Raw genomic sequence first — 16,711 nt, forward strand, 5'->3', positions numbered from 1 at the left:
CATGGCGAATCCGAAACTCAAATCCGTTACCAGATCATCGCAAAACTCGAATGTGATCACCCGCCGTAAACCGGCGGCCGCGGTGAAGACCGCCTATTCCCTGTCCGAGCGCGAGGAGATTTTCCGTCGCTTTTCGATCCAGCGGCCCGAGCCGCGGGGTGAACTGGAGCATACCAACCCCTTCACCCTTGTCGTGGCGGTGGCGCTCTCCGCCCAGGCCACGGACGCCGGCGTCAACAAGGCGACACGGGCGCTCTTCAAGGCCGCCGATACGCCGCAGAAAATGCTCGATCTCGGCGAGGAGAAGGTCCGCGACTACATCAAGACGATCGGCCTCTATCGCAACAAGGCCAAGAACGTCATAGCCCTATCGCGGATGCTGGTCGATGAATTCGCAGGCAAGGTGCCCGAGACGCGCGAGGAGCTGGTGCGCCTGCCGGGCGTCGGCCGCAAGACCGCCAATGTCGTGCTCTCCATGGCCTTCGGCCAGGCGACCATGGCCGTCGACACCCATATCTTCCGCATCGCCAACCGCGTCGGACTCGCGCCGGGCAAAACGCCCGATGAGGTGGAAGAGCGACTGATGAAGGTCGTGCCGAAACATTACCTCTATCACGCCCATCACTGGCTGATCCTGCACGGCCGCTATACCTGCAAGGCGCGGCGTCCGGAATGCGAGCGCTGCGTCATCGCCGATATCTGCAAGTCGCCGGAAAAGAGCTGCGACATCCCGGCTCCGCTGGTCGAGCTACCGCCGCAGGTGATCGGCGAGGCCGTCGAGTAGGGCCAAAATCGCCTGCTCGTAATCCCGTCTCTCCCCGCCGCCTTCGATCGCAATCGCGGCGCGGTCGAAGGCCGCCGATAGCAGTGATGTCAGTGGGTCGAGCAGTGCTCCTGCCTCAGGCACAAGCGCCGCAAGCCCGGCACGCAGACTCGCTTCCGCATTCTCGGCATCCACTGCCGCGGCCGCCGGCGACCCGAGGACGGCGGGAGCTTCCATCAGCAGCAGCCGTGTTCGCCCAGGCTTTCGCATCGCGGTGAAATAGGCCGAAGCACCGGCCATCAGTGCAGCCCGCGGCCCCTCTTCCGGCGCTGAAGAGGCCTCGATCGCTCTGGCCACTTCCTGCGCCTCACACTCGATCACCGCCTGGAAAAGCGCCTTCTTGTCCTCGAAATGGTGGTAGAGAGCGCCCCGCGTCACTCCTGCCGCCGCGACGATCTCCGGTGTCGCCGTTTCGGCATAACCTTTATCGACGAAGATGCGCCGTCCAGCGTCGATCAGCGCCTGTCTTGTCTGTTCCGTTCTCTCGCGATTGCTGCGGCTCATAGAAGCCGTTTACATACAAACCGCATGTATGTTAATAGATAAAAACATACAATCTGTATGTAAATCTCAAGGGAGCGATAAATGAAATCGACCAGCTATTATCCTGTCATTATGACCGGCGACGTTGCGGGCACCGCCGCCTTTTACTGCACCCACTTCGGCTTCAAAGCGCTCTTCGAAAACGACTGGTATGTCCACCTGCAATCGAGCGAAGCGGAACACGTCGCGCTCGCCATCCTTGACGGCAGCCACGAGACCATTCCCCCCATTGCACGCGGCGAAGTCCGCGGCTTACTGCTCAATTTCGAAGTCGAGGATGTCGATCGTGTCTATAAGGTCTGCCGGAGCGCCGGCCTGCCGATTCTGAGAGAAATCCGCGATGAGGATTTCGGCCAACGGCATTTCATCACCGCCGACCCCAACGGCGTGCTGATCGACATCATCAAGCCGATCCCGCCAAGCGCCGAATTCGCGGCGATGTACGACGCTTCCGCTCTGCCCCACTGAAGCTCAGGCTCGAAAAGCCGGGTCCCTTGCCGAAATCAGCTTGTGCAGGTGCACCATCATGCCGGCTGCAAAGAGCGGCGTCAGAAGATTGACGATGGGAATTGCCAGGAAGAGCGCGATCACCAATCCGCCGAGAAAGACGGTCGGCGCATGTTTGGCGCGGAAGAGCCGCGCCTCCTGCGCCGGACGGAAGCGCATGGCGGCGAATTCGAAGAATTCCCGACCGAGCAGATAGCCGTTCACCAGAAAGAAGGCGATCAGATTGACGCCGGGTATGAACAAGAGGAGCAATGCCACGATATTGCCGAGGATCACCACGCCCAGGAATTTGATCGAACTTGCCATCGCCGGACCGAGCGGCAAGGCTGTGCCCGGAGCGTCCTTGGGATAGTCGCGCCTTTCGATGACATCGGCGACGTCGTCGAGGAACAGGCCGGCGATCAAAGCCGTCACCGGAGAAAGCAGCAGCGCCAGCACGAGAGCAAGGCCGACGCCGGCGAGGATCGCGAAAACCAGGGCCAACCATCCCGCCCAATCCGGCATATCGGGGAAGAAACTCGTCAGCCAGGGAAAGAGGAAGGCCATGAAGGCCCCGCGCAGCGCGAACCAGAGGCCGACAAGGACGAGAATCGTCAGGCCGAGCACCTTCCAGAAGACAGACCGTGTCTCCGGCGCGAACAGATTGGAAAGCGATAGTCGAGCGGCGTCAAGGATCATATCTTCGGCGTCTCCGGTTGCGCGAAAGATGTAGGAAAGGCCGACGCCAGCGGCAAGAGAGAATAAAATTGCGTGCTGTACTAGAAAACTTGTCGAAAATTAAATGCTAATATAATATTGTCAGATATCAGAATATGTATGGGCCTGAGAAGCAGATTCCGTAATAGTTGCAAAAACAACGGGTCGCAATAGCGCGTCCGCGGAGCGCCTCTGAGGGAAGACGGGGGGAGGCTGATGTGGAAGATTTTGTTCACAAACTCAGGCAATACGCAAAAACCGGCACACCGGCCGAGCGTCGTATCGCGAAATATTTCACCGAGCACCTGAACGACCTGCCGTTTGAGACAGCCGCGTCCGTCGCCGACAGGCTTGATCTCTCGCCGATGACCGTCGGACGTTTCCTGCGTGCGCTCGGCTATCAGGGATTGGACAGCGTCAAAGTAGAAATTCGCGAGACGGTGACGACGTCGCCGGCGCAATTGCAGAGCGCCATGACCGAGCTGCATCAGGACGCCGCTGACGGCAAACCGCTCGCCGTGCTTGTCGCCGAACAAATCCAGGCGCTCCATCATATCTACCATCTGACGGCGCAGCCGAACTGGACGGAAGCCGTCAGCTTGATCAGCACGGCCCGCGAAGTGTCGATCGCCACCCATGCTCGGCTTGCGAGTCTCGCCAATCATTTCTGTCAGCGGCTGACGCAGGCCCGCGACGGCGTGCGCCCGCTCGACGGCGCCGACAATCGTTTCGCCGAACTCTTCGCCAGGCCGGCGGTCGACGATGCGCTGCTCGTCATCATCGACTGTCGCCGCTTCGCCAAGGCACGCCTGCTTGCCCGGACCGCGCGGCGCTACGGCTACAAGGTCGTTCTTATTTCGCCGCAGCAGGCGGATTGGATGGCAGACCAGTCGAACGTCATGCTGCCGCTGCCGGCCGCACGCGCTCCCGATCTCGATAATCTTCCGCCGTTGATCGCCCTGCTCGATTGCCTATCGGAATCCGTCATCCTGCAAGTCGGAGAGGAGGCGGCGCTCCGCCGCCGCCGCATGCTGGAATTTGCGACCGTCCTCGGCGAGGCGGCAAACCACTGAACACCTATTGCATCGCTTCCAGTTCGGCCCGGTGCCGGTGCATGGCAAGCAGGCGGCGGTAGTCGCGGTCGTAGAGCGCCTGTTTGGTCTTGTCGGGAAGCCGCTCCTCGCCGCCCGGATACATCGCTTCGCCCGCCGCCGCCAAATCCTTGTGCAGGCCGCAGGCGACCGACGCCGCGATTGCCGTGCCGAGCAGCACCGCCTCGTTCATCTTCGGCACCACGACCTTGCAGCCGGTGGCGTCGCTATAGAGTTCCATGAGCACCGGATTTTTCACATGCCCGCCGGCGATGTGCAGCGTATCGGGCACGTAGCCATATTCCTTCATCTTCTCAAGGATGTGGCGGATGCCGAGGGCGATCGCCATTGCCGTGCGCCAATAGAGGGCGCAGAGATTGTCGAAGGAGGCATCAAGCGTCAGCCCGCTGATGACGCCGACGGCATGCGGATCGGCGAGCGGCGAGCGGTTGCCGTGAAAATCCGGCAGCACGAAGATGCGCGCACCGAAGTCATCCCCCTCCTCTGCCCGCAATTCGGCGATCCTCGCTACGATCTTCTGATGCAACGCGGCGGTCGGTTCGCCGCCGGCCGCATGCATGCGCACGATATGATCGAGCAGCGCGCCGGTCGCCGATTGCCCGGCCTCCACCAGCCAGCATTGGGGGAAGACCGCCTCATAATAGGGGCCCCACATGCCGTGGCTCGGCTTGCGTTCCTGCGAGAAGGCGACGATGCAGCTCGACGTGCCGGCGATCAGCGCCAACTGATGCTCGCGCTTCACAGGGTCGGCGGCATAACCGCCGAGTGAGCCGAGCGCGCCGGCATAGGCGTCGATCATGCCGGCTGAGACATGGCAGTCCGTGGTCAGCCCGAGCGCCTCGGCCGCTTCGGCTGTCAGCCGGCCGACGCTCTCTCCGACAGGCGCGGTCTCTTCAGGCAGCTGGCCGCGTGTCTGAAGATCCTCTAGGCCGATCCGCTCCAGGAAATCCTGCTGCCAGCCTCTCTCGAGATGAGCGAGATAGTTCCACTTCGCCGTCAGCGTGCAGCGCGAGCGGGCAAGCGATCCGGTCGATTTCCACGTCATGAAATCGGCGAGGTCAAAGAAGTAGCCGGCTTTTTCCCATGTGGCGGGCAGCTTCTTCTTCAGCCACATGAGCTTCGGCATTTCCATCTCAGGCGACATCACGTAGCCGGAATGTTCGAGCACCCTGTGCTCCGTCGCTGTGCAGAAATCGGCTTCCTTCAGCGCCCTGTGGTCGAGCCAGACGATCGTGTCGAAACGTCTCTCGCCGCCGGTGGAAACGCTGATCTGGCGCCCATCGACGTCGCGCACCACGAGCGAACATGTGGCGTCGAAACCGATCGCTCCGACTGAGCCGGCAGCGATTCCCGATTGCTCCATCGCACTGCGCACCGCCACACAGGCGGCCGACCAAATGTCCTCGGAATCATGTTCGGCATGATTTTCGCGCGGCCGGTTCATGACGATCGGATGTTCGGCCTTGGCAAGCAGCCGGCCGCTTGCATTAAAGACGCCGGCGCGCGCGCTGCCCGTGCCGATATCCACCGCAACCACATGATCACGCATCAAGATTTGGTCCCGTCCAGCTTGTGTTTGCGGACAAGGTGTATCAAATCCGGCATGGCGTCAAACACCACCGCAGGCGAAAGACGATCGAGTTCGGCGCGGTATCCGGCGAAGTTGGCGTGCGATCCGCCGGTGAAGGCAAAGACCGTCATGCCCGCCGCCTTGGCGGCCGCGATGCCGGCCGGGCTGTCCTCGATAACGAGGCAGGATGCGGGTTCCACATGCATCTGCCGGGCCGCATGCAGGAAGAGATCGGGCGCCGGCTTGCCGCGCTTGACCATCGTCGCGCTGAAGATATCAGGCAGTTTGTCAAGCAGACCGGTGACGGAAAGCGACAGCCGAATCCGCTCCATCTGACTTGAAGAGGCGACGCAGCAGGGAATGCCGAGCTCGTCGATCGTCGCCGCGATCCCGTCGATCGGCTTCAATTCGGTGCGGAAACGGGCGTAGAGATCGGTGCGGATGCGCTCGAGGAATTCCTCCCCGGCGTGGACGTTGAATTCAGTTTCCAGCGTGTCGATGACCGTCGCAAGGCTACGTCCGAGAAAACGCTCATAGGCCTGGTCCTCTGTGATCGAGACCCCGAAATCGCTCATTGCGCCGACGAGCACACTGATCGAGATCGGCTCGCTGTCGACGAGCACGCCGTCGCAATCGAAGATGACCAGCCCTGGTTCAGCATCAGCCATGAAAAACCCAACCTGAGTTCAATTCGGACGCATGACCGCCCCGCTTCGTCCGAAAAGCCGGATGGATGGCGGCAGCGATGCCGCCATCCGGATTTCCTACACCGCGAGCTTGCCGTCGAGATAGAGCTGCAGCGTCTCCCGCGTGCCCTTTTCCCACAGGCTTTTGAGCGCATGGGCAAAACGCTTGCGGAAAAGCTCGGATTTCGCCACTTCGCCGAAAATATCGTCGAAGACGAGGAAAGCCGAAGGATCGTCCTTTGCTTTCAGGGCTGCCACATGCAGTCGCTCGGCGCTGGCATCATTGAAGACGATATCCTTGCCGCTGTCGGTCTTGCCGGCGAAATAACGGCACCAGAGCGCCGACACCAGCGCCAGGCCGACAACGTCCCTGCCCTGGCGCAGATTGTCGAGCGTCGACGGCAGGATGAATTTCGGCTGGCGGTTCGAGCCGTCCTGGGCGAGCCGCGGAATGGTGTCGGCGATCTTCGGATTGAGCAGGCGATGCTCGATCAGGGCGAAATAATCCGTCAGCGCCGTGTTCGGCACTGGCGGCACGATCGGGATGATCTCGTCCTTCTCGAGCTTGGCGAGGAAGGCGCGGATCAGCGGCTCCTCCATGGAGTCATGAACGAAGTGAATATCCATCAGCGCCGCAGGATAGGCGATTGCCGCATGCCCGCCGTTCAGGATGCGGATCTTCATGTGCTCGTAGGGCGTGACATCGGGAACAAAGGTTACGCCGACCATTTCCAGCGCCGGCCGGCCGGCCGTGAACTTGTCTTCGAGCACCCATTGCTTGAATTCTTCGCAATAGACCGGCCAGTTGTCCTCGATCTGGAAATGGTCCTTGAGGAAATCGATCTCCCGCTGGCCGGTCGCAGGCGTGATACGGTCGACCATCGCGTTCGGGAAGGCGACATTGGCCCGGATCCAATCGGCAAGCGCGGGATCGGAAAGAGCCGCCGTGCCGATTACCGCATTGGCGGTGACGATGCCGTTATGGGGAATGTTGTCGCAGGACATCACGGTGAAGGGTCCGATGCCTTTGTCCTTGCGTGCCTTCAGGCCAGCGACAACAAGGCCGAAGACCGTCTTCGGCGCGCCGGGATTTTGGCCATCGGCGGCGATATCAGGATGGGCCGGATTGAACGTGCCTGATGCATCGATGAAATAGCCGCCCTCGGTGATCGTCATCGAGACGATGCGGATGTCGGGATCGGCAAGCCTGGCAATGATCGCGGCGGCATCGCCGACCGGAAGGATATCGATCATCGGCGCGGTGACACGCGCCGCCGTCTTGTTGTTGTCCTGCTCGACCACTGTCGTCAGGAAATCCTGGGCCGCGAGCTTTTCGCGCATGGCGGCATCAGACGGCAGCACGCCGGCGCCGACGATCGCCCAGTCGTGATCGGCGCCCTGGTTGAAGAGATCGTCGAGATAGACCGCCTGATGGGCGCGGTGGAAATTGCCGACGCCGAAGTGCACGATACCGGCTTTCAGCGAGGCCCTGTCATAGCTGGGGATGGCGGCAGTGCGCGCCGCGTCGGAAAGCGTTGCCAGCGATAGTTTGCACGTCATGATTCAGTCCTCTTGAAGGTCTTGCCGAGACGGCCGGGCGGCATCGTCCGGCTCGCATGCCTGCCCCCAGCCCGGCAGCTCGCCTCAGATCGCGAGACCGCCCTCGTTGAATTTGTGAATGCGCGAGCGATCCGGCGTCAGATAGACTATATCGCCCGCCTTGGCGGCGAAATCGCCGCTGCCGCGCGCTGTCACCATGCCGATCCCTTCGACATCGATATGCAGGAAGGTGTCGGAGCCGAGATGCTCGGCGACGACGACCTTACCCTTCCAGTCGCCGCTCTCCATCGACAGCAGCACATGTTCGGGACGGATGCCGATCGTATGCGCCCCAAGCTGGGCCGCGTCCTGGCCCTTGATGAAATTCATCTTCGGCGAACCGATGAAGCCGGCGACGAAAAGATTGCGCGGGCGGCTGTAGAGTTCGAGTGGCGAGCCGACCTGCTCGATATTGCCCCTGTTCAGCACCACGATCTTGTCGGCCATGGTCATGGCCTCGACCTGGTCGTGGGTGACGTAGATCATCGTCGTCTTCAGCTGCTGATGCAGTTCGCTGATTTCGAGGCGCATGTTGACGCGCAGTGCTGCATCGAGGTTCGACAGCGGCTCATCGAAGAGAAAGGCCGATGGCTGGCGCACGATAGCGCGGCCGATCGCGACGCGCTGGCGCTGCCCGCCGGAGAGCTGGCGCGGCTTGCGCTCCAGATAGTCGGTGAGGTTCAGCACCCGCGCGGCGTCGGCCACCTTGCGGTCGATTTCCGCTTTGTCCATGCCCGCCATCTTCAGCGGGAAGGCGATATTGTTGCGCACGCTCATATGCGGATAGAGCGCGTAGGACTGGAACACCATGGCAAGGCCGCGTTCCGAGGGCGCCTTTTCGGTGGCGTCCCTGCCGTCGATGACGATCTTGCCGGCGGAGACGTCTTCGAGGCCGGCGATCAGCCGCAGCAGAGTGGACTTGCCGCAGCCCGACGGGCCGACGAAGACGACGAATTCGCCGTCATTGATATCGAGATCGATCGAAGGGATGACCTTGGCTTCGCCGAAGACCTTGGAAACCTTCTGGAGGGTAATGCTGCCCATGTTTCTCTCCCTTTTCTTATTTCACTGCGCCGAAGGTCAGGCCGCGGACAAGTTGTTTCTGGCTGAACCAGCCGAGGATCAGGATCGGCGCGATCGCCATGGTCGAAGCCGCCGACAGCTTGGCGTAGAACAGACCCTCGGGGCTGGAATAGGAAGCGATGAAGGCCGTCAGCGGCGCCGCCTTCGAAGCGGTGAGGTTGAGCGTCCAGAAGGCCTCGTTCCAGGCAAGGATGATGTTCAGAAGCAGCGTCGAGGCAATGCCCGGCACCGCCATCGGCGTCAGCACGTAGACGATCTCCTTCATTAGCGACGCCCCGTCCATGCGAGCGGCTTCGAGGATCTCGCCGGGGATTTCCTTGAAGTAGGTGTAGAGCATCCAGACGATGATCGGCAGGTTGATCAGCGTCAGCACGATCACCAGACCGATGCGCGTATCGAGCAGGCCCGAATTGCGGAACAGCAGATAGATCGGGATCAGGGCGCCCACAGGCGGCATCATCTTGGTCGACAGCATCCACATCAGCACGTCCTTGGTCCGCTTGGTCGGCGAAAATGCCATCGCCCAGGCGGCCGGAATGGCGATGATCAGGCCGATCAGCGTCGAGCCGAAGGAAATGATCACCGAGTTCATGAAGTGGCTGAGGTAGTTCGATCGGCTCTGCACCTCCGCATAGTTCTCCGTCGTCCAGTGGAAGAACAGGAACTGCGGCGGCGAGGCGATGGCGTCGGCTTCCGACTTGAAGCTGGTCAGGAACGTCCAGAGGATCGGGAAGAAGATCAGGATGCCGAGCGCCCAGGCGACCGCTGTCACGATGACCTTGTGCCGGGTTGTGACTTTTCTGGCCATCTCAAGCCTCCAGATTCTTGCCGACGAGGCGGACGAGGAAGATCGCGACGATATTGGCAAGCACGACTGCGACGATGCCGCCCGCCGAAGCGCCGCCGATATCGAATTGCAGGAGCGCCTGCGCATAGACGAGATAGGTGAGGTTGGTGCTGTCGGTGCCTGGGCCGCCATTGGTGGTGACGAGGATTTCGGCAAAGACCGAAAGCAGGAAGATCGTCTGGATCAGGATCACCACGGTGATGGCGCGTGCCATGTGCGGCAGGATGATGTAGATGAACTTCGAAATCGCCCCGGCGCCGTCCATTTCAGCCGCCTCCTTCTGCTCCTCGTCGAGAGACTGCAGCGCGGTCAGCATGATGAGGGTGGCGAAGGGCAGCCACTGCCAGGCGACGATGAGAATGACGGAAAACAGCGGCGCATTCGCCAGGAAGTCGATCGGCTGCAGGCCGAGCGCCTTGGCAAGATGCGCGAAGAGCCCGTTGACCGGGTTCATGAACATGTTCTTCCACACGAGCGCTGCCACCGTCGGCATGACGAAGAACGGCGCGATCACCAGGATGCGCACGATCCCCTGCCCGTACATCGGCTGGTCGAGCAGGAGCGCGAAGGCGATGCCGCCGATGACGGTGATCAGGAGTACGCCGGCGACCAGCACGAGCGTATTGATCAGCGCTGCGATGAAGGCCGGATCGGACAGGAAATATTCGTAGTTCAGGAAGCCGACAAAGCTTTCCATGCCGGGGCTGAGCAGATTGTAGTTCAGCGTCGAGAAGTAGATGGTCATCGCGAGCGGGACGATCATCCATGCAAAAAGGAGCAGCACGGAGGGCGCGATCATCAGGCGCGCTGCGGAGCGGGTGTGTAAGGTTGCCATGGCAATCACCGATCTGGTCTGAAGCGGGGGCCGGTCGCGGGACGGTTTTTCTGAAAAAAGAGGCCGCCGATGCAGTTCGGGCAGTCGGCGGCCCAGAGGGGCGGATTGTCAAGTATCCGCCTCTTGCTCAGGAGGTTTTATTTAATGTAGCCGGCTTTGGTCATTTCGCGGGTTACCAGCTGCTGTGCGCTCTTCAACGCCTGATCGACCGACATCTGGCCGGCAAGGGCTGCCGAGAACTGCTGGCCCACCGCCGTGCCAATGCCCTGGAATTCCGGGATCGCCACGAACTGGACGCCGACATAGGGGACCGGTTTGACGGTCGGCTTGGTCGGGTCGGCCGAGTTGATCGAGTCCAGCGTCATCTTGGCGAAGGCAGCGGCCTTCTGGTAGTCGGCATTCGCGTAGAGCGAGGTGCGGGTACCGGGAGGGGCGTTCAGCCACCCTTCCTTCTCGGCGACGAGATTGGTGTATTCCTTGCTCGTTGCCCAGGCGACGAACTTCTCGGCGGCTTCGACCTTCTGCGAACCTGCCGGGATAGCGAGGTTCCAGGCCCAGAGCCAGTTGCCGCGCTTGCCGAGGCCCTTGTCCGGGGCCAGCGCGAAGCCGACCTTGTCGGCGACCTGCGACTGCTTCGGGTCGGAGACGAAGGACGCGGCCACCGTTGCGTCGATCCACATGCCGCACTTGCCGGTCTGGAAGAGCGCCAGGTTCTCGTTGAAACCGTTGGAAGAAGCGCCGGGAGGACCGGCTTCCTTCATCAGGTTGACGTAGAAGTTCAGCGTGTCCTTCCACTCGGGCTGATCGAACTGCGGCTTCCACTTTTCATCGAACCAGCGCGCGCCGAAGGAGTTCGACATAGCCGTCAGGAAGGCCATGTTTTCGCCCCAGCCGGCCTTGCCGCGCAGGCAGATGCCGTAGATTTCCTTGTCCTTGTTGGTGATCTTCTTCGCAGCGTCGGCGATGAAGTCCCAGGTCGGCGCGTCGGGCATCTTCAGGCCGGCGGCGTCGAACAGGTCCTTGCGGTACATGACCATGGAGCTTTCGCCGTAGAACGGCGCTGCATAGAGTTTGCCGTCCTGGCTGATGCCGCTGCGGATGGCCGGCAGCAAGTCATTCACGTCATAGGCGTCGCCGAGATTGTCGAGCGGCAGCAGCCAGCCCTGCTTTGCCCAGATCGGAACTTCATAGGTGCCGATCGTCAAAACGTCATACTGGCCGCCTTTGGTCGCGATGTCGGTCGTGACCTTCTGGCGCAGCACGTTTTCTTCGAGGGTTACCCATTCAAGGTCGATGCCGGGATTCTTCGCCTTGAAGTCATCCGTCAGCTTCTGCATCCGGATCATGTCGCCGTTGTTCACGGTCGCGATTGTCAGCGTCTCGGCCGAAGCCATGCCGGCAAACGCCAATGCTGAGCAGGCGCCCAGCAGTAAAGTTCTCAATGTCATATCTTCCTCCCAGAAGATGAGATGTGAGCATTCGCTTTGCTCATGAGCAATTACTCATCAAACAGCAAAGAAAGTCAATCGGCAATCGTTGCTGCGATGCCGAAGGAGACACTTACGTTATTGATTTAGAAGGAAAAATTTTTGCTCAGCTCTTGAGCAAAAACTCAGCGGTGTCTTCATCGGTAATCAGCGAATTGATCTGGTGGCCAACAACGGCCGCCCTGATCGCCTTGTATTTCCGCTTGCCCTTGGCCAGCCCGATGACCGTCGACGACTCGCGCGAGGGGATCGGCGCGGACGCGACACGCTCATTGATCGGGTTGTCGATCAGCTTGCCGTCGGCATCGAAGATCCAGCCGCAGATCTCGCCCGCGGCCCCTCCGCGCATGAGTTCCATCATCTCGTCCTTCTCGAGAAAACCGTCGACGCAAAGCGGGCCGTCGATGCCGAGTTCGCCGATGCCGACGAAGGTGACGTCGGCCTGCGCGCTCATGTCGAGCGTGGAGCGCACGAGTTGCTGGCCGTGCAGCAATTCCCGTTCCTCGGCCGAAGTGACGAGCACCGGCAGCGGCATCGGGTAGTGCCGCGCCTTCACCGCATCCGCCATGCTGAAGATGACGTTGTAATAGGCCGCCGATCCGTCCGGCGCGATGTTGCCGGTGAGCGAAACGATGCGATGGTTGGGACATTCGATGGCCGGAAGCTGGTCGACGGCCGCCTTCAGCGTCCGGCCGGTTCCGACCGCAAGCACGATCGGCTCCGGCCGCTTCAGCCAGCGCTCGATTTCGGCCGCCGCCGCTTCGGCAATGCCGACCGTCGTGGATGAGGAACCAGGATCGCTTGGCACCACCTCTACTTGTTTCAACCCGAATTTCCGCCGCAGCTGACTGGCAAGCTCGAGGCACGCTGCGATCGGATGGTCGAGCCGCACCTTGATGAGGCGTTCGGCAACCGCCAGCGATACCAGCCGCTGTGCCGATTGCCGCGAGATGCCCATCGAGGCGGCGATTTCGTCCTGCGTGCGCCCAGCGACATAGTAAAGCCAGCCGGCACGCGCCGCATCGTCGAGCCGTCCAGGGGTCTCGGTTCTTTTTGCCATTGAATGCCTACCGCGCAAAGTAAGCCGGCCTTGCCGGCGCTGAACAACAATTCGAGTCTTTATCGTGCCAGATCAAAACAAAATTCCTGAAAATGTCGAGCCTGTTGAGCAAGACCCGCCGAATAACCGGGCTCGCTCAGACAAACCACTGCATGACGAGATAGATCCCGGCCTTCACGAGACCGTAAATCACGCCGCCGGCGACGACGAGCGACACGGTCGTCATGATAAAGCCGATGAGCGCGAAGAGCCCGTCACGGCCCATGATGCCGAAAGCGAAGATCGAGATCGTGATCGCCGGCAGGATGTTGCCGAGCGGGACCGGCAGCACCAGCACGATCGACAGGAGCAGGCATGAAAGACCGGCGAGATATTCCGCCGGCGGTTCGGCGAAAATCGCAAGCCGCGGCTGCAGCATGCGCTCCGCCCAGGCGAGCCAGCGATGGATGCGCACGACGATGGTCTCGAAGTCCTCCCGACGTATCGAACGGGCAGCAATCGCCTGCGGCAGCCAGGGTTTCAACCCGAAGGTCAGCTGTACCGCCAGGAAGACCAGCGGCGCGCCGAGCAGGGCGGAGGTGCCGGGCGGGGTGGGAAAGGCGTTCGGCAGCGCGAAGATCAGCATCAGCGCGCTGATCGCCCTGTCGCCCATCGTCTGGAACAGGTCGCCGATCGAAATCCGCTCCCGGCTCTGGTCGGCGGCCAGCTGTCGCAAGACGGATGAGAGGCGACGGCCTTTGGGACGTGGTCTTCTTCGTCTCTGGGACTCAGCGTTTTCGATGGTCATGATACCAATGGGTGATAGAAGTGCAGGCTTGGAGTTTTGGCCGCGCAATATGCCATTTGAATGACTTGGGTGGTTGGAAATTGCGGCGGCAGCGCGGCCGAGGTGATCGGAGCCTCAATCATGCCTGGCCTTCGACACGATGTGGCGCCCATCTTTGCCGACGAATGAAGACTTGTAATTCCCTGCCAACAGTGCGAGCAGACGCACTGCAAGACCAGAGAAACGGCAGATTGGCAATGATCATTTCATTCGATATCGGCGGCTCCGCCATCAAAGGCGGCATCGCTCGCTCCGAGACAGACATCGTCGCTCTCGGCCGCCACCCGACGCCAAAGGATGATTTTGCCGCTTTCGTCGGAGCCTTGCGCGGCATCATAGCCGAGACCGGCGAACAGCCGAGTCGCATCGCCCTCTCTATCGCCGGCGTCGTCGATCCCGATACGCAGCGGCTGACCTGCGCCAATATTCCGTGCATCCACGGCCGCACGCTCGCGGCCGACCTCGAAGTGGAACTCGGTCTGCCGGTGCTGATCGCCAACGACGCGGACTGTTTCGCCATGGCCGAAGCCGGCCTCGGCGCCGGCCGCGGCCATCGCATCGTCTTCGGCGCCATTCTCGGCACCGGTGTCGGCGGCGGCCTGGTCGCCGACGGCCGTCTCGTCAACGAGGCCGGCGGCTTTGCCGGCGAATGGGGTCACGGCCCGATCATTGCGTCCGCGGCCGGCAATCCGCCCGTCGCCATTCCCGCCTACGCCTGCGGCTGCGGCCAGAAGGGCTGCGTCGACACCGTCGGCGGCGCCCGCGGTCTGGAGCGCCTGCACAAGACGCTGCACGACCTCGACCTTTCCAGCGAAGAGATCATCGCAGAGTGGCGGCTGGGAGATGAAAAGGCGACCCGGACCATCGATGTCTATGTCGATCTCGTCGCCTCGCCCCTGGCGCTGACGGTCAACATCACAGGCGCAACGATCGTTCCGGTCGGCGGCGGGCTTTCCAATGTCGAGCCGCTGCTTGCCGAGCTCGATCAAGCAGTTCGCGCCCGCATCCTGCGCAAGTTTGACCGCCCGCTGGTGGTGCCTAGCGAATGCCGCATAGATGCAGGCCTGGATGCCGCGCATCTTCTCCTGCAGCGCCTCCGGCAGTTCGCCCTCGGCCTCGTAGGCATAGGTTTGCTCCGGCGAAGCGTAGCCCGCCCATGCCGCGCCGGGCTCGGCCCAGGCTTCGGCCTGCGCCATGTCGAGATAATAGGCCTGGCCGGGCGTCATCACCACGTCGTAGCCTACTTGCGCCAGCTCGATGCCGACGGCAGGCTTTTCCCACGCCATCAGCAAAGTGCCGTCTCGATCGACGCCGCCGCCATGCGAGACCTCGTTCCACCCGGCAAGCTTCTTGCCGCGTTCCGCAAGCATGGCCTTGATCCGCTTCAGGAAATAGGATTGCAGCTCAGCGGTGCCGGCAAGTTTCTCCCGCTCCATCAGCGCCTTGCAAAGCGGCGAGGCAAGCCAGGAGCCACGCGCCACTTCGTCACCGCCGATATGGAGATATTCGCCGGGAAACAGCGTGACCATCTCGTCGAACACCTTGCCGAGGAATTCATAGGTGAATTCGACCGCCGGGTTGAGGGCGTTGTTGGGATAACCCTGCACCGAGCGGTAACTGTCCGGCGCCTCTTGCCCGTCGACGAGCTCGGGCAGCGAGAGCAGTGTTGCGGTGCTGTGGCCGGGAATGTCGATCTCCGGCACCACCTCGACATGCAGCGAGGCCGCATGCGCAACGATCCGCCTGACGTCGTCCTGCGTGTAATAGCCGGAGCGCGGTTCCGCCCCGTCACCGAGCTGCGGCACGAGCACTTCATCCGGCCCACGCCGGGCGCCGATCTCCGTCAGCGCGGGATAGGCCCTGATCTCCAGCCGCCAGGCCTCGTCGTCGGTCAGATGCCAGTGAAAAATGTTAAGCTTGTTCCAGGCGAGAATATCGATCAGACGCATGATATCAGCGACCGGATAGAATTGCCTGGACACATCGAGATGGCAGCCGCGCCAGTCATAGCGTGGCTGGTCGGCGACCGTGCCGAAATTCGGGAATTTGAAAATCTCCCGCTCCGTATGGGCCCCATGCAGCAGCTGCGCCAGACTGATCAGCCCATATTGCCGGCCCGCCGCATCCGCGCTCGAAAGCACGATCTCATGCGCGGTAAAGCGCAATTCGTAGGCAAACTCAGCGATCGACGATTCGGTGACGAAACGAATGGCCCGACCGCCCTTTACGGCACTGAGCGAAAACGGCACGTTGTCGGCCGGATAGAGCCGTTGATAAAGCTCGAGAACCAGGGAAAGCGCCTTGATCGCGTCGGGCTTGGTCTTCGCGGCCGGATAGAGAATATCCGGCAGGTCTCCGGCTTTCAGCCCGAGCGACAGCGGCCAGGGCAGCAGCGAATAGGGTTGCTCGATCCGCCCCGGTGGCAGAAGCGGCGGCGCCACCCCGCCATCCCGGCCTTCGATCACCAGATCGCCGAAGGCGACAGGAACATGGCGACCATCGCCAAGTGTCAGATAGGCCGATTTGACGCCCGCCGTGGCATGTTTCGGCTCTCTGGTCAGTCCCTCGACGGTAAAGCGCCAGTGACCGCCCGGCGGCACGATCAGCCCATCATGCGGCAGGAATTCGTGGAAATGCGCGACCCGCCGCTTCAGGCTGCCGCCATTGCAGGCATGTTCGTCGGCTACCCGCGTCTCCGAAGTATAGGCGAGCGAGAAGCCGGACAGCGGCTCGGCCGAAAGGTTGAAGAGCGTGAAGGTCAAGCGTCCGAAGCCGCCTTCGACAGGGTGCCAGCTTGTTTCCAGACGATACTCGGCCATGGTCGCGCCCTCCCGGTCACCGGAGCAATTCCAGGAAAAGTGCGAAGCGGCTTTCCGTCTGGAATTGCGTAAAAACAAAAATTCAGAGCGGATCTTCGTTTCCATGAAGCGAAACTGCTCTAAACGGCCGGGATCGTGGCTTGTCTCCCGGCACGCTCTCACAGCTTAGCTTTTCCGAGACGGCAATGGAATCGGGGCGAGGCAGGGAAACGGCTTGC

General features: G+C 61.7%; 14 protein-coding genes and 2 pseudogenes. 4 read left to right on the forward strand and 12 right to left on the reverse strand.

The window, feature by feature from the left end; all coding sequences use genetic code 11:
• The first annotated feature begins 1 nt into the window (after position 1).
• Complete coding sequence (gene nth / locus NE852_RS19400; RefSeq protein ID WP_258155956.1) at positions 2-784, forward strand: endonuclease III; 783 nt, start codon at positions 2-4, stop codon at positions 782-784.
• On the opposite strand, the gene NE852_RS19405 is transcribed toward nth, so the two are convergent.
• Positions 749-1,327, reverse strand: coding sequence for a TetR/AcrR family transcriptional regulator (locus NE852_RS19405; protein WP_008533420.1), 579 nt, complete (start codon positions 1,325-1,327; stop codon positions 749-751). The two genes, nth and NE852_RS19405, sit on opposite strands and share 36 nt — an antisense overlap.
• Before the next feature lie 81 nt (positions 1,328-1,408).
• Between NE852_RS19405 and NE852_RS19410 the strand changes: the two genes are divergently transcribed.
• Positions 1,409-1,834: a VOC family protein gene (locus tag NE852_RS19410; protein ID WP_008533421.1), complete on the forward strand. Its 426-nt coding sequence runs from the start codon at positions 1,409-1,411 to the stop codon at positions 1,832-1,834.
• 3 nt (positions 1,835-1,837) lie between these two features.
• On the opposite strand, the gene NE852_RS19415 is transcribed toward NE852_RS19410, so the two are convergent.
• Positions 1,838-2,551, reverse strand: a complete 714-nt coding sequence (locus NE852_RS19415) for a sulfate transporter family protein (RefSeq protein WP_008533423.1) — start codon at positions 2,549-2,551, stop codon at positions 1,838-1,840.
• A 236-nt stretch (positions 2,552-2,787) separates the two neighbouring features.
• Between NE852_RS19415 and NE852_RS19420 the strand changes: the two genes are divergently transcribed.
• The gene (locus NE852_RS19420) at positions 2,788-3,642 is read left to right on the forward strand and encodes a MurR/RpiR family transcriptional regulator (RefSeq protein ID WP_258155957.1); all 855 of its coding nucleotides are present in this window, start codon (positions 2,788-2,790) and stop codon (positions 3,640-3,642) included.
• A gap of 4 nt (positions 3,643-3,646) precedes the next feature.
• Here the strand turns inward: NE852_RS19420 and NE852_RS19425 are convergent, their stop codons facing one another.
• The 9 genes from NE852_RS19425 to NE852_RS19465 form a co-directional block, all read right to left on the reverse strand.
• A complete protein-coding gene (locus NE852_RS19425; RefSeq protein WP_008533426.1) occupies positions 3,647-5,230 on the reverse strand; it encodes an FGGY-family carbohydrate kinase in 1,584 nt (527 codons plus the stop codon).
• The gene (locus tag NE852_RS19430) at positions 5,230-5,919 is read right to left on the reverse strand and encodes an HAD family hydrolase (protein ID WP_008533427.1); all 690 of its coding nucleotides are present in this window, start codon (positions 5,917-5,919) and stop codon (positions 5,230-5,232) included. The genes NE852_RS19425 and NE852_RS19430 overlap by 1 nt, the downstream gene beginning before the upstream one ends.
• A 96-nt stretch (positions 5,920-6,015) precedes the next feature.
• Complete coding sequence (locus tag NE852_RS19435; protein WP_008533428.1) at positions 6,016-7,497, reverse strand: mannitol dehydrogenase family protein; 1,482 nt, start codon at positions 7,495-7,497, stop codon at positions 6,016-6,018.
• An 84-nt stretch (positions 7,498-7,581) separates the two neighbouring features.
• Positions 7,582-8,580 (reverse strand): ABC transporter ATP-binding protein, encoded by a 999-nt coding sequence (locus tag NE852_RS19440; RefSeq protein ID WP_008533429.1) that lies wholly within the window; start codon positions 8,578-8,580, stop codon positions 7,582-7,584.
• Positions 8,581-8,596: 16 nt separating this feature from the next.
• The gene (locus NE852_RS19445) at positions 8,597-9,427 is read right to left on the reverse strand and encodes a carbohydrate ABC transporter permease (protein WP_008533431.1); all 831 of its coding nucleotides are present in this window, start codon (positions 9,425-9,427) and stop codon (positions 8,597-8,599) included.
• Between the two features lies 1 nt (position 9,428).
• Complete coding sequence (locus NE852_RS19450) at positions 9,429-10,301, reverse strand: carbohydrate ABC transporter permease (RefSeq protein ID WP_008533432.1); 873 nt, start codon at positions 10,299-10,301, stop codon at positions 9,429-9,431.
• 137 nt (positions 10,302-10,438) lie between these two features.
• On the reverse strand, positions 10,439-11,749 hold the full coding sequence (locus tag NE852_RS19455; protein WP_008533433.1) for a sugar ABC transporter substrate-binding protein: 1,311 nt from the start codon (positions 11,747-11,749) through the stop codon (positions 10,439-10,441).
• A gap of 145 nt (positions 11,750-11,894) precedes the next feature.
• On the reverse strand, positions 11,895-12,848 hold the full coding sequence (locus NE852_RS19460) for a sugar-binding transcriptional regulator (protein WP_008533434.1): 954 nt from the start codon (positions 12,846-12,848) through the stop codon (positions 11,895-11,897).
• A gap of 136 nt (positions 12,849-12,984) precedes the next feature.
• Positions 12,985-13,563: an exopolysaccharide biosynthesis protein gene (locus NE852_RS19465; RefSeq protein ID WP_008533435.1), complete on the reverse strand. Its 579-nt coding sequence runs from the start codon at positions 13,561-13,563 to the stop codon at positions 12,985-12,987.
• Positions 13,564-13,871: 308 nt separating this feature from the next.
• On the opposite strand from NE852_RS19465, the pseudogene NE852_RS19470 reads away from it, so the two are divergent.
• Positions 13,872-14,759: pseudogene (locus tag NE852_RS19470) on the forward strand (ROK family protein); the annotation flags it as partial.
• Here the strand turns inward: NE852_RS19470 and NE852_RS19475 are convergent.
• Positions 14,727-16,493: pseudogene (locus tag NE852_RS19475) on the reverse strand (beta-N-acetylhexosaminidase); the annotation flags it as partial. The pseudogenes NE852_RS19470 and NE852_RS19475 sit on opposite strands and share 33 nt — an antisense overlap.
• Positions 16,494-16,711: the final 218 nt, after the last annotated feature.

It is taken from the genome of Rhizobium sp. Pop5, assembly GCF_024721175.1.
Lineage (GTDB): Bacteria > Pseudomonadota > Alphaproteobacteria > Rhizobiales > Rhizobiaceae > Rhizobium.